Source organism: Nonomuraea sp. NPDC047529 (genome assembly GCF_040642995.1).
Taxonomy (GTDB): Bacteria; Actinomycetota; Actinomycetes; order Streptosporangiales; family Streptosporangiaceae; genus Nonomuraea.
On sequence record NZ_JBEYTJ010000011.1, the window covers coordinates 187,650 to 200,339 of the forward strand.

Sequence of the window (12,690 nt, forward strand, 5' to 3'; positions counted from 1 at the left end):
AAACGACACATACCACCCGCAACTCACACAGCCCACACAATCGTCCGCAGTGGACCGTGAGCGCGTCACCGGCCCACGGGCCCACTTCACCCTCCTGCATGCGTCAGCGACGCGCACAGGCCCGTACAAGCAGCACGACGGGCATGCAGAGCACGCGCGATCATCCCGAGCACACGACCCCCGGCATGAGCGCCGCCGCGATCAGCAACCAGGGTTAGCCAGCTCAACAGCTCAATCTGTTCACAGCGGCGTAATGCTCCTCGATGGCCGCAGTTGGCGAGGCATTCTGATGACATGCCATTACCGCGCCTTCGCCGCACTCCTAAGGCTCTCCGATCGACCCGCTGGCGGGAGCCGCGAAATGGGCGCCCCGTGCAGCTGCTGCCTATCAGCGCGGCCATCACCCTGACGGTCGTACTGGCGGGCGCAGCAGCGGTTGGCCTGGTCGCCGTGGCACTCGCCCAACTCGCCACGGTTAATCTGGCGAACATACGGCCGACCGCGACGGAGATTCTGGAGATCGTCAAGATCTCCCTAGCCGTAGTCGCCGGCATCGGCGGAGTGGTCGCCCTTGTCGTGGCCTACCGAAGGCAACGCATCACCGAAGCCGGGGAGAGCCGCGAGCAGGCCAAGCTGTTTAACGAGCGCTTCGCCACTGCCAGCGGCCGCCTCGGTGACGACTCGCCAGCGGTCCGCCTGGCCTGCATACACGCCTTGGCCGCTCTGGCTGACGATTGGGAAGGGGGCAGGCAGATGTGCATCGACGTGCTGTGCGCCTATCTACGCATGCCCTCAGCCCCTGAACCAGAGGCGAGTCCCGAATCCGCAACGCATCTCGCCTGGCGCGCCATGCGTGAGGTCCGCTTGACCATCTGGCGTCTGATTGCTGCTCACCTCAAGGTCGACGCTCCCACTCCCTGGCACGGCGCCGACCTCGACTTCACCGGTGTCACCATCGATCACAACATCAACTTCGCCAGCACCGTCTTCCCTTCTGGCGTCGTCCGGTTCAGTGGGGCGAAGTTCTTGGGGGGCAGGGTCCGCTTCGACAAAGCAAGATTCTCTGGCGGCTCGGTTCTATTTGGCGGGGCGGAGTTCTCTGGCGGCGAGTTCTTGATCTACCAAGCGATTTTCTCCGGTCACGTCTCCTTCACCCGGACCAAATTCTCGGGCAGCACCGTCCAGTTCGGCCGGGCGGTGTTCTCCGGCGGTTGGGTCGAGTTCGATGAGGCGGAATTCGCTGACGGACACGTCGGCTTCAGCGGGGCAGAGTTCTCCGGCAGCACCGTCCAGTTCCGGAGAGCGAAGTTCTCCGGCGGGACGGTTAAGTTCGATGGGGCAAAATTCGACGGTGGGACCGTCTACCTCGATCAGGTAGCAGATTGGTCGCATCCTCCGGCCGGCCTGCCAACAAAGAACGTTCCTGGCCTGGTGCTTTGTCCATCTGCATCGCCAGCCGCGGTACAGGAACCTGATCAAGCCGACGACAGCGGCCCTGATGCCCAGATTCGTTCATCCTGATGTGAGCGTGGGTGCGCTACCGAATATGGGAGCCGCCAGAGCAACCGAGCGGGTCACCGCGTCGGCGGGCGCTGTCGCAGCCGTTGGCACCTTCACGGCCGCACGTGGTTCTCTGATGGCCGTCGCTGAACAACTTTGATCGCACTGTGATCCCGGTGACCCCAATAGGCATGATCAAAGGACCTTTCGGGTCTCCTCGCCGGAGAGGTTCCGGCCCGCGTGCGCATCGTTGGCCAGGCGGATATGAAGTGGGAGACGGCGCTGAGCCTGCATCCAATGCAGCGGCCGACGGCACGAGACCGCGGCTGAACAACTGCACCGGAGCACCACTGGCAGCGAGAACGCCCAGAAGATGCGATGATGGAGATCGCCACTGGTTGTCTCCGTCAAGCGCGGCTGGTCCTGTGGTTGCTCTGTTTCGGGAGCGATTGAGACGGCCTCCGGGCGCGGGGTAGGCGCAGCCATCCGGAGGCCGTCGTCTCCATCGGCGGATACTCGAGCAAGAGGCGTACAGCAAGTTGACGATGGAACGGCCCGCTGCCCCCATCAGGGGCAGCGGGCCGTTGAGCCGATCAAGAGCCTCTACCGGTGGGCGACTGTTTCAATCGGCCAAACCGTCAACATGTAGGACTCGCTTGGCTCTCGCGTGCCAACACCCTCTTGCAGCTTCATGCGTCGGCCGTAGACACGAACCCCGTAGCGGCCAGCCCCTTGAAACGTGATGTTCGGCTGCGCCTCGATGTCCACCGCCTCACGTATCTGCATGACACCTGTGGTGGTGACCAGCTCAACGTCTTCGTACCGTTCCCAGCTGCTTGCTGACATGGTCGGCGAGGCGAGGCTCCAGTTGATGCGAAGACCTACTACGCCACTCTCCATCTGCGTCCAGATCGCCAGAGCATCCTCGGCTACTCCGGCCATTGCGCCACCTGTCGGCCGGGGGGTGGCCACATCTTGGAAGGGGTTGGCGATCATAAAGTGATGGTCGCGCACACGTACCCTGGATCTGACTAGGTGGGGCACCTCGATCCTCGACGTGTTACCACTCGCGAGACGTCCCGTATCGTTCTCGGGCCGCATGTTCTCCCGCGACCAATGCGCCATCCGCTCGGAGAGCGTCTCTTCGCTATTCTCAGAACCATGAGGTGTCGCTGGCATAGCCCGTCAGTCTATCTCACACCTACGCTAGATGGTGACCACTTGCACGTGGAAGGCTTCTTTGTCGAGAATGCGATAGAGCTGATAGAACTCCTGGAGCTGCTGCCCGCCATCATGGTTCTGCTGCTCGTTGATGAGCCGCGAACTGGCGTCGAAACCACTCGTATAGCTACCCTGATAGGTTGAGGCGAAGGGATACTCGTCACACTGCTGACCCGACGGTCGCGGGCTCGGCTGATTTGCACATGACATTGTGCGATTTTCGTCGATGTCATCCTGGTTCGTTAGGCGGGTCAGGGGGAGACCTCCGGGCATTCCGACCGGCCAGTTTGTCGCTTGGGCATCAGCGATGTGATCTGCGTACTCAGGAAGAATGCTGCGAGGGACGCGCAAGGTAGGACGGAACTCCGGGAAGATGCAGCCGTAGTAGGCGTTTGTTCCTGGCGACCGATAGTCACATCGGATATCCCGATCGAGGGAGCGGTTATACGTTGTGTTCATGGGGATCGTGCCCGGCAAGATCCAAGTCATTTCAACATCAAGACTTGGCTTGTTCCTACCCCCGATCGTGCTTATGGTCGAGTGCCAGATGTGGTATGTGCGCAGCCAGGTGCTACTGGGAACGAGCCTTGGTCCGACGTTTACGGTCTCTAACGCACATTGCCCGGTGCACATTCCTACACCTTGATAGGTAAGTCCAGCCCAAAGATCTCTGAACTGGCCTGCCGTTGATGCGACATTCGCCCACTGGTCCCAGCTAAACTTGTTGTTGTTGTGGTTGGTCCGAACGAGATCCCACGTCTCGACATCGGCAGTGCCGATAATCTTTCCATCCTGTATGAGGGCGAATGTTTCGATGCCGTTACGACACGAGAGCACTCGGTTATAATCCCAATCAGCGTTCGCGCACCAATCGGGAATCTCGTCCGGTCGGGGTAGCTGAGCTTGAATAGTGGGATCGCCATCAGTGAGGGAATGGCGCCCCTTTAGAACGCAGAGAGCCATTTCGCCAGCGGCGATATCGGTTCGTGCCTTGACAGCGTCGCAGTTCTGTTCAGATGTTTCCTTGGGCGTCTTATTGCCCGAAAGGCCTCGTTCGGTGCGGGCAGGGTTCTCGCTCCACACGAAGGTATCTTGAGGATCTTTGGTAGGTTGTGGCATGGGGCTTGGCGTAGCGAATGCAGCCGACGCAGGTAAGCCACACAGCAAGGCCGATGCCATTGCGATGACTGCGCTTACATGGCGGGTTCGTGACTTCATACTCCACCCTTCGGGGGCCCAAATCGCGTCGAAAGCATCACATACCTATCGTGATGAGTTCAAGATCTTGACTTGTGTCAGAATGTTGGCTAGTCCAGCTTGTCAAGTCTTCTGACCAGGGAGAATAACTGCGAGTTAGTCGATGTAGCAGCCATACCTGCCGGCTCCTCCGCAGACGGAGAAGCAAAGGGGCCTACAATCCCTATGCAGCTCATCCTTGGTGAGGCACCTATCCCACGCCAGCTTGGTCGGTTGAGGCCAAAGTTCGGGGACGTCCCACAGAGGAGATCGCCCGCGTCGCCTTGGTCGCGGCCGAGCGGCGCGCTGAGATCGACACCTTCCTGGATCGGCTGGACAGGGTGCGCCACGAGCTGCCCCCTCTTGCAGCTACGTCAAGTGGGACAGCGAGGGCAAGGGCCTCACCTTCGCCGACCTGCTCAATCTCACACACTCGGGCGACCGCAAGGGCTCCAGCCAGGCAGGCCGCTTCCAGGGCCCCTGGCAGCACGACCTGTTCGGCTACATCGTCAAGAAGCCGCATGACAAGGCGGCCCCTATTCCTGAGACGCTCGGCCTGCTCACCCGCCGCCAGGCGCTGCTCGCACTCCCGCTCGGCGAGCGCCGCCAGGTCCTCGATGACCCCGAGCTGCTGCGCCGCGCCGGCATCACCTGGGAGGCCCTGGCCGGGTGGCTGCAGGGCCCGATGGACGCGGCCGCGTGGGAGGCCATAATCCCGTCTATGGGCATGATGGCCTGCCTCGCCGAAGGCACCCCCATATGGCTTCCCAATGGCACCACTGCGCCCATCGAGGAAGTTGTGGCGAACCGACTCCCAGTCCTGAGCTATGACACAGCGTGGGACGCACGCCCAGTCAAGTACGGCCCGAACCAACCACCTAGGAAGCGCAGCGTCGGGAACCTCGTCCCCACAACCCCAGTCGCCTGGCTCGACAACGGCATCCGCCCTGTGGTGGCAATCCGCTTCGTCTCTGGCAGGATCATCGAGGCTACCTACGATCATCGGTGGATTGTCCGGCGCAAAAATGGACGCCAGGCATGGGAATGGAAGACAACCGCCGACCTCAAGGTGGGAGACCACATCCCCATCCCATTGACCGCGTCCCACTTCGGGGACAAAGGCGATACTTGGGACGGTTACTTCGTCGGTGCCATGCTTGGCGACGGCGGGATGACCGGGACCACGCCGGAATTCCACGGAGATCCCGACGACGGTGCAGTCGCGTTCGTCCGCGAATACACGGCCAAGCTCGGATGTATCGTCACCGAGATCCCCATGCCCGGTTGCGTACGACTCCGTCTGACCGACCCGCGCCACAAGCGCAACGCGATGATCGACGTCCTGCGCGACTACGGCGTGTGGGGCAAGCGTGTCGAGGTCAAGGCGTTGCCCAACGAACCGTTTAGCCGTGAGTTCTGGATCGGCGCTCTGTCTGGCCTCATCGACACTGACGGCTGCGTCCGTGAGAGGCGGAACCCCAAGGGCACTCTGCATGGCTCTGTAGAGTTCGGCGTCGTGTCGCGCAGGCTTGCTGAGCAGGTCGCTGACGCCATGCTTCGTCTGGGTGTACCCAGCGTCATACGGGAGCATGCAGTACGGGCCCAAGGCAAGGGCGAGATCATCAGTCGTTTCCCCCTCCATGTCGTCGAGGTCAACCGGGGGCCCGCCCTGGTGCGTCTGGCCGAGCTGCTTGACTTGCGCGTCGAGCATAAGGCGGCAAAGCTGCAGTCTCTCGCCGAGAGACTGGGACACATCCAGCCCGCTGCCAGCGAGATGCACGGCTATGACCCAGCCGTCGCGATCGACCGCGTGGTGGCGATTGAGAGCGTAGGCGACAAGCCCACGTACTGCGTGACCGTCGAACCATCGAATCTGTTCGTCGCCAACGGCGTGGTCACTGGTAACTGCCTTCGGAACTTGCGGAATTTCGATGAGGCGGGCGTGAGCGACGTCGTGGCCGCCACCGTGGCGGCGCGGATGACCGACCCGAAGGAGGTCCGCCGGTCCCGACAGTTCCCCTTCCGGTTCCTGGCCGCATACAAGCACGCCCCGTCCCTGCGCTGGAGCTACCCCCTGGAGCAGGCGCTCGCCCACTCCCTGGCCAACGTGCCCGCCCTGGCCGGGCGCACCCTGATCCTGGTCGACCGCAGCGGCAGCATGTTCGACCGGATCTCGGAGAAGTCCCAGCTGAACCGCGCCGGCAGCGCCGCGGTGTTCGGTGCTGCGGTCGCGCTGCGCGCCGAGAACGCCGACCTGGTGCAGTTCGGCACCAACTCCCAGCCGATCTCCTACCGGCGCGGCGAGTCGGTGCTGAAGGTCTCGGAGCGATTCGGTGATCTCGGCGGCACCAACACCGCCCACGCCGTCCGAAGGCACTTCCGCTCGACCGTCGACGCTCACGACCGGGTGATCATCATCACCGATGAGCAGACCAGCGGCGGCTACTACGGCAGCGACCCGACCGAGCAGATTCCGGCCCGGGTGCCGGTCTACACGTGGAACCTCGCGGGCCACAAGCACGGCCACGCTCCGTCCGGCGTCGGCACCCGGCACACCTTCGGCGGCCTGTCCGACGTAGCCTTCAAGCTGATCCCGATCCTCGAAGCCCGCCACTCGGCCGGCTGGCCCTTCTAAGAGAGCGGATAAAAACGGGGTCAAGCTCTAGCCCGTCCAGCCAGCGCAAGCTAGGTTGGGAGGCAGGAGGCAACTCCGACCTTGCCTTAGGCCCCGCCAGTGCGCGGGGCCTTCGTGCTTTCATGTCACGCGTACAGCTCGTGCACGATCCGCTTTCTGACGCGTTCCCACAGGTTTTCGTTGGCCCTCTTGGCCCGGTCGTCTTTGTCGGCGCCGCTGTGGATTCGGTGGTGCAGAAAGGCGATCAGGTCAGCTGCCTGAATGAGTCGGCTGGCGTGGGAGGGCGCGAAGTGAAGCGTGTCAACGATGCGCTCCAGCTTTCGATCGCGCCACCCGCCTGTGCCGTTGGTCTGGTACTCCTTCAGGTCCTTGCGGTACTCGCCTTGCTGACCGCACTCGTCGGCGATGATGAGCGCGTACTCGTCACGCTCTTGGGCGTGATCGTGAATGCGCTCAAGCAGGCGAGACAGCACCACTTGATGTGGTGGCCATGGGTCGACGTACCGGGCGCGATGTCGGTTGCAGTCCAGCCCTCGAAGGATGATGGCGACGTCATGCTCGGCGATCGCCTTGAAGGCGTCGTTATAGACACCGATCCGCGCCCGAACCATCCCATGCAAGGGTTCCCAGTCCTTTTTGCCGTGAAGCAGGTCCGTGCCGTGCAGCTCGGCATCTTCTTTGATGCGCCCGTATGAGTCCCTTGCACTGGAAACGACCTCGTCCAGAGCGTGGCTCAGGGGGATGGCCTGGTCCTCGGGGACCAGGAGGGCCGCCATGTAGTAGCGGTCCGACGAGTAGCTCTCGTCCACGTAGCTCAGGAGCACGTGCATAGCGTGGCAGATTCGAGGTGCAGTGTCGCGCCGATCAAAAGGGATAAGACGTGGCATGCCGATACTTATCGGCGACGTTACGGTGAAGTTTTATCTGACACGAGCCTTGCGCTTTAACTGTCTGTGACTGATTATGTGCTCTCCGCAATGACAGCCTTCGCGCTAAAGCGCTAAAGTGGAACGGTGGTGCGCACCAACATCTTCCGCCCTCAGGGTGACGGCTGGGTTCTGAACGGCTGGTTCGATCCCGACCTGGCAGATCGCTTCGATGAAGCCACCCGCCTCGTTGGCCTTGACTGCGTCAGCGTGCTCACCGCCGACCCAGCCCAGCACCAGACCCTCTACCGCACGCCGGAGAACAGATGGGTGCTCCACCGCTGGTCCCAGTGGGAGGGCGACGCCGACACCTATGAGTACGTGGATGCCGCCCAGGCCCGTATCTGGCTGCTCACCTGCCACCATGACGCCACCGTCGAAGAACACTTCGGCACCCTGCCGGACGAGGCCGGCCCGGACCTCTGATCCGCTCAGTCGCGCACCTCGAATGTCCCGATTCCTCAGGCGAGCCAATGACCGCCGAAGGCAGAATGGTCGCGTCGTGTGAGCGTGCCCGACGGTTTTGGCCTTGCTTGATCAATCAAGCATGTTCCGTTGGGCAGGTTCGAGGTAGGGCTAGTGGGCACCTCTGGCTCGCGACGCCGAGCGGGAGCACCGAGGACGACCCGATCGGTAGCTTCACCATCCAAGGGGGTGCAGGGCGTGCACCCATCCGCATTCGTGAGAAGGGAGAACAGGATGACGTCTAACCAGATCGCCATCCAGTTCGCCGCGTAGACCAAGGATGACCAGCCTCTGGAACACGCTCCAGACGGCTGGTCCCTGGGGAATCGTGGCCTTGGCGCTCGTGGTCGGAGCCATCCTCCTCGGAGTGCGTTCGATGAGTAATCGCGCACTGAAGGCACCCGACATCAACGAGTTCGAGGCGACGGTCAGTCCACGTGGTCTTCGCGTCCGGTGGAGCAAAACGACGACGCAGGCGGACGAGGGCATTGCCCTTCCGCCCCCACGGCCAGCAGGCCCATCTGCTGCCACTTCCGACGAGAACGGGGGTGGCACCACGAAGACGTGACGTGAACAGACAGCAGCGCCCCGCCTCCCTTCGGTGGCGGGGCGCTGCTGTGTCTTCACTGGGCGGCACGGGGCTGTAACTGCGGCGGCAGTGGCTGCACCCAAGCAGCAATCACTACTCTTCGTATTCACGCAACTTCGCAGAGTAGTTGGAGGATCATGCCTCACCCCTTGCGGCGTCCCGTACTTGCCATCGCCATCCTGGCCGGCCTGCTCACCGCACCCGGACTTGCCAATGCAGATGCGCACCGCATCCACCATGCCGCACCTCCGCCCCTGCTCCGAACCGCCGTTGACGACCTGACAGTCGCCGCAGAATCTCGGGAAGGCTACAAGCGGACCAGCTTCAAGCACTGGGTCGATGCCGACAAAAACGGATGCTCGGCGCGATATGAGGTGCTCATCTCCGAGGCCATCGACCCGCCCTCGGTCGGTCCGAGCTGCGCGCTGAGTGGAGGTGTGTGGTATTCGTACTATGACGACCAAATAGTGACAGAAGCGGGCAAACTGGACGTCGACCATCTCGTGCCCTTGGCGGAAGCCTGGGATTCCGGCGCCTCGACATGGGACGCCCAACGACGGGAAGAGTACGCCAACTACTTGGAGCGGCCGGAGCATCTGGTCGCCGTCACGGCGCGGAGCAACAGGCAGAAAGCAGACAAGGACCCGGCGGCATGGATGCCCATTGAGCAGGTCCGCTGCCGGTACATCACCGAATGGGTGGCGGTTAAGCGCCACTGGCAGCTCAGCGTGGACACCGACGAGAAGGCCAAGCTCGCCGAAGTCGCTCAGGGCTGCCCGAACGCCCCACTGCCTCAAGCGTCCTGATTCGTATGCTGGAGCAGCCCGTCACCCCGCGAGGGCGACGGGCTCCTCGATTGTGGCGGACATGACACCTATTTCCTCAACTAGCTGGAACTCTAACTAGCCCCTAGTTAGAGTTCCAGCATGGGTAAGCAGCCCCGCATGACCATCCCCACCCAACTCGTCCTCCGTGCTCTCCTCGAAGACCCCTTGCGCGAGATGTACGGTCTGGAGATCTGCCAAGCCGCTGGCCTTGCGCCCGGCACGATCCACCCCATCCTGGCCCGATTCGAGGGCATCGGCTGGCTGGAGTCCCGCTTCGAGGACGTGGACCCGCGCGAGGTAGGTAGACCGCGCCGCCGCTACTACTGGCTCACCCCGAACGGTGCCGAACAGGCCCGCACCGCTCTAGCTCGGTCGCAAGTCAAGGTGACGCTCTTGCTTGGCCTGCACAGAAGTCCAGCCAGAGGAGCCACGTGACTACCCACGCGACATTCCCGAACAGTCCAGCGGAAACGGATACTGTCGAGTTCCTGCTCAGCGAAGTTCGGCTTCTTGTCCGCAACCTTCGGTATGTTCGCATGGTTGCTCAAAATATGGCGTGTGGTCGCGGCCACCGCCGTCGTGCTCAAGCCATCGCTCATATCCTGGAACGCAGTATCTCGAACTTCGAGCTTCATATCATTACTTTAAATCTCGACTCCATGTTGGGCATTGAAAGAAACGTCGATCACAATTGCGCTAAAGCGCTCTCCGTCGCACTTGGCGGCGCTCTTGGCCACGCTCGCTCACTGACTCAAATCAGCGCCGGGGACCATGACCTCTTCCGCGAACTCGTCGAAGATCTTTTCGAAACTCTGCGAGACGTGGACATGACCGCCCGGGCGGTCATCACGGACTTGGAAAGGTTTAGGGCACCCGGAATTACTGTGGCGAATCCTGGCAATAAGCCTTTCGCTCCAGCATCACACTCTGCTCGGCTATTGATCAATATCGAAATCCGACTTCTTCCTGCAGCATATCGCAAGCGCTATGCCGAGGAGCTTCTTAGTGAGCTACACGATCTCACGCAAGCAAAGGTCAATTTACTGTCTCAGCTGCTGTACGTTTTCCGGCAGCTGAGACAGGTGTGGCAACTCCGGGCGGCGCTGCAAGCTCCAGGTCAGGCTCGGTTTCACCGCCTGTACCGGGCAGCGTGCTGGATTCTCGCCTCGGACTGGCGTACTTGGGTGCTGCTCGGCCCCCTGATGGCCTTTGCCATCGTCAACGTGTTCCTCCAGCAAGGCTGGGGCTCGGCGTTCTTCACCATTCCCACCGTCGTGGCCTTCTATGCGGGCGTCGAATGGCTCCGGAGCCGCTGGGATGTGAAGGTGAAAGCCCGCAGGCGTCGCCGCAACACCACCGAGTAGGCGCATGGGCGACGCCGCCGTCCCCACGCGCTGGCCAAACGCGAACGCGGAAAAGCGCCCGTCACCTATCGGGTGACGGGCGCTTTTCGCGTAGCTGCTATCGCTGATCCGGCGGCAGGTCGGGCCGGGGAGTGTGCTTGGTCTTGTAGCCGGACACGTACGTGATCAGGCCCGGCAGCAGCGGGATCGCGAGCGACTCCAGCCAGTCGGGCAGCCAGGCGATGAGGTCGAGGTCGGTGTTGACGGTCTGCAGGACGGTCAGGACCGTCAGAAGGCCGAGATAGGAGCCGGCCGTGGCGGCGGTGACCTTCCGCTCGACCGGCTTGCCATAGCTGATGGGTTCTCCATGCATGGTTCCTCCAAGGGGGTTAGACATGCGACCGGCCCACCCAGATGAGCAGGCCAAGCGAGATCAACGTGCTTCGTTGTGCTTCGTTCAGCAGGGCCTCTGATGTCGCGTGCAAGGACGCGGCGGGGAGGATTCGATTCGATCGACGATCTAAGAGGCCACCCAGAAAGCACCTCCCAGGATCACTCAGCGCATGCTCAACTGATGGAGTGCAGACTGCGATCACGAGCCTCATCGCCATCGCCGGAACACTGCTCGGCGCTGCCGCCACCTATCTATTCCAGGGACGCGCGGCAAGGCAGGCACGATTAGAAGCCCGCGATGAGCGGCTCTGGCAGGAGCAGCTTGCCGCCTACAGTGCGTTCGCCGGCACCATCACCTCGTACCGATCGAGTCAAAGCGCTCGCTGGTATCGCAAGCGCGAGGATGCGAGCGGGGCGCCGTATATCAATGCTCGGACTGAGTCACTCAACGAGCGCACGAACGCCAAGGCGGCGTTGTTCAGGCTCCGACTGCTCAACCCGGACGTTGAGCTGAATCGGCTGGCCTCGGAGGCGTTGGAGGCCACGACTGCTATTCACCATGCCGTGGATGAAGCCGCGAGAGATCAGCAGGCAGAGCGTTCGCAGCTCGCACTCCTGGCCTTTGTCGAGGCCGCCTCGAACCAGGTTCGCGCCCGGACGTCGATGCATTCAACATCTGGGTCATCAGCCTCTGCAGGCTGACGTGGACACGCCTGTCCGAGGTTCAGCGGGATGAGTGTCGGCACACCGCTCACGCGGCCGGCGGCTTCCACGACCAGGTCAGATCCCAGGTCTCCTCATCGATGACGCCGGTCGGCTTCGCGCCGACCTTGTCCTGGTAGCTGGCACACACCGCCTTCGACTTGGGGCCGTAGATGCCGTCCACGTCGATGGTCCAGCCCCGCTTGCGGAGCTTGTACTGCCAGGTCTTGACGTCGTTGCCCTGCATGTACGGGTCGGCCAGCCGGATCACGCGGCCGGGCCAGAGCGGAATGCCGTCCTCGTACGTGATCTTGATGGGCTTCTCCAGCGGCTCATCCGGCCGTGGGGCGCCCCGCTTCGCCCACGCGTACAGGTCGTCCCCGGGGCACGAGGTGGAGTAGCCGTCGCGGTGGCCCTTGATCTCGTTCCCCGCGCCGCCCTCCTCGCGCAGGTACTCGATCGCGTCCCGCAGAGCGTGCAGCAGGGCGCTGTTCGGCTTCGTGAACCCGGAACTGCCGACCAGGCCGAGCACCGCGTAGTGGCCGGAATTGAGGCCGGGCCCGTTCGCGGCCGGCAGGTGGTGCACACCCCGGCCGATGAACGTATAGCCGTGTGGGCAGCAGATCAGGTTGTAGCCGATGTCGATGTACGTCTCGCCTCGGCCGCCGGACATGTGCATCTGCTGGATGTGGTGGACGTGCTGCACGCACAGCCGGTGCTTGGTCGGCCCGGCGATGTCGGCCGGGACTGGACCGCCGGTGTAGTGGATCTTCACGCCGCGCGGCGAGCTGATGCGGCTGTAGGGGCCTGACGGTGCGATCGCGTTCCAGGAGGCACGCGAAATCTTCTTCAC

12 protein-coding genes are annotated in these 12,690 nt (G+C 62.7%); 7 read left to right on the plus strand and 5 right to left on the minus strand.

Annotated features, from left to right (window positions below; all coding sequences use genetic code 11):
* The first annotated feature begins 372 nt into the window (after positions 1 to 372).
* Entirely contained in the window at positions 373 to 1,521 is a 1,149-nt protein-coding gene (locus tag ABZ815_RS20020; RefSeq protein WP_357699849.1) for a pentapeptide repeat-containing protein, read from the plus strand.
* Between the two features lie 582 nt (positions 1,522 to 2,103).
* On the opposite strand, the gene ABZ815_RS20025 is transcribed toward ABZ815_RS20020, so the two are convergent.
* Both ABZ815_RS20025 and ABZ815_RS20030 read right to left on the minus strand, forming a co-directional pair.
* Entirely contained in the window at positions 2,104 to 2,496 is a 393-nt protein-coding gene (locus tag ABZ815_RS20025; RefSeq protein WP_357699851.1) for a hypothetical protein, read from the minus strand.
* Between the two features lie 210 nt (positions 2,497 to 2,706).
* Positions 2,707 to 3,840 (minus strand): NucA/NucB deoxyribonuclease domain-containing protein, encoded by a 1,134-nt coding sequence (locus tag ABZ815_RS20030; RefSeq protein ID WP_357699853.1) that lies wholly within the window; start codon positions 3,838 to 3,840, stop codon positions 2,707 to 2,709.
* A gap of 838 nt (positions 3,841 to 4,678) precedes the next feature.
* Here ABZ815_RS20030 and ABZ815_RS20035 point away from each other — a divergent pair.
* Positions 4,679 to 6,592 carry an LAGLIDADG family homing endonuclease gene (locus tag ABZ815_RS20035; protein WP_357699855.1) on the plus strand — a complete coding sequence of 638 codons (1,914 nt, stop codon included), beginning with the start codon at positions 4,679 to 4,681 and terminating at the stop codon, positions 6,590 to 6,592.
* A gap of 125 nt (positions 6,593 to 6,717) precedes the next feature.
* Here ABZ815_RS20035 and ABZ815_RS20040 read toward each other — a convergent pair whose 3' ends face one another.
* Positions 6,718 to 7,416 (minus strand): DUF3800 domain-containing protein, encoded by a 699-nt coding sequence (locus tag ABZ815_RS20040; protein ID WP_357699857.1) that lies wholly within the window; start codon positions 7,414 to 7,416, stop codon positions 6,718 to 6,720.
* 189 nt (positions 7,417 to 7,605) lie between these two features.
* Here ABZ815_RS20040 and ABZ815_RS20045 point away from each other — a divergent pair, with 189 nt between their 5' ends.
* The 4 genes from ABZ815_RS20045 to ABZ815_RS20060 all read left to right on the plus strand — a co-directional run bounded on the left by ABZ815_RS20045 (position 7,606) and on the right by ABZ815_RS20060 (position 10,763).
* Positions 7,606 to 7,944: a hypothetical protein gene (locus ABZ815_RS20045; RefSeq protein WP_357699858.1), complete on the plus strand. Its 339-nt coding sequence runs from the start codon at positions 7,606 to 7,608 to the stop codon at positions 7,942 to 7,944.
* Between the two features lie 765 nt (positions 7,945 to 8,709).
* The gene (locus ABZ815_RS20050) at positions 8,710 to 9,378 is read left to right on the plus strand and encodes an HNH endonuclease family protein (protein ID WP_357699860.1); all 669 of its coding nucleotides are present in this window, start codon (positions 8,710 to 8,712) and stop codon (positions 9,376 to 9,378) included.
* A 138-nt stretch (positions 9,379 to 9,516) separates the two neighbouring features.
* Positions 9,517 to 9,834 (plus strand): helix-turn-helix transcriptional regulator, encoded by a 318-nt coding sequence (locus ABZ815_RS20055; protein WP_357699862.1) that lies wholly within the window; start codon positions 9,517 to 9,519, stop codon positions 9,832 to 9,834.
* Complete coding sequence (locus tag ABZ815_RS20060) at positions 9,831 to 10,763, plus strand: hypothetical protein (RefSeq protein ID WP_357699864.1); 933 nt, start codon at positions 9,831 to 9,833, stop codon at positions 10,761 to 10,763. The genes ABZ815_RS20055 and ABZ815_RS20060 overlap by 4 nt, the downstream gene beginning before the upstream one ends.
* Before the next feature lie 97 nt (positions 10,764 to 10,860).
* Here ABZ815_RS20060 and ABZ815_RS20065 read toward each other — a convergent pair whose 3' ends face one another.
* The gene (locus ABZ815_RS20065; protein ID WP_357699866.1) at positions 10,861 to 11,115 is read right to left on the minus strand and encodes a hypothetical protein; all 255 of its coding nucleotides are present in this window, start codon (positions 11,113 to 11,115) and stop codon (positions 10,861 to 10,863) included.
* Positions 11,116 to 11,321: 206 nt separating this feature from the next.
* Between ABZ815_RS20065 and ABZ815_RS20070 the strand changes: the two genes are divergently transcribed.
* The gene (locus ABZ815_RS20070) at positions 11,322 to 11,837 is read left to right on the plus strand and encodes a hypothetical protein (protein WP_357699868.1); all 516 of its coding nucleotides are present in this window, start codon (positions 11,322 to 11,324) and stop codon (positions 11,835 to 11,837) included.
* Positions 11,838 to 11,886: 49 nt separating this feature from the next.
* On the opposite strand, the gene ABZ815_RS20075 is transcribed toward ABZ815_RS20070, so the two are convergent.
* On the minus strand, positions 11,887 to 12,690 hold the full coding sequence (locus ABZ815_RS20075) for an N-acetylmuramoyl-L-alanine amidase (RefSeq protein ID WP_357699870.1): 804 nt from the start codon (positions 12,688 to 12,690) through the stop codon (positions 11,887 to 11,889).

Bases quoted from the DNA above. Each gene is read 5' to 3' on its own strand.
- ABZ815_RS20025 (WP_357699851.1), bottom strand. From the start codon at position 2,496: ATGATCGCCAACCCCTTCCAAGATGTGGCCACCCCCCGGCCGACAGGT.
- ABZ815_RS20065 (WP_357699866.1), bottom strand. From the start codon at position 11,115: ATGCATGGAGAACCCATCAGCTATGGCAAGCCGGTCGAGCGGAAGGTC.
- ABZ815_RS20055 (WP_357699862.1), top strand. From the start codon at position 9,517: ATGACCATCCCCACCCAACTCGTCCTCCGTGCTCTCCTCGAAGACCCC.
- ABZ815_RS20035 (WP_357699855.1), top strand. From the start codon at position 4,679: ATGGGCATGATGGCCTGCCTCGCCGAAGGCACCCCCATATGGCTTCCC.
- ABZ815_RS20050 (WP_357699860.1), top strand. From the start codon at position 8,710: ATGCCTCACCCCTTGCGGCGTCCCGTACTTGCCATCGCCATCCTGGCC.
- ABZ815_RS20030 (WP_357699853.1), bottom strand. From the start codon at position 3,840: ATGCCACAACCTACCAAAGATCCTCAAGATACCTTCGTGTGGAGCGAG.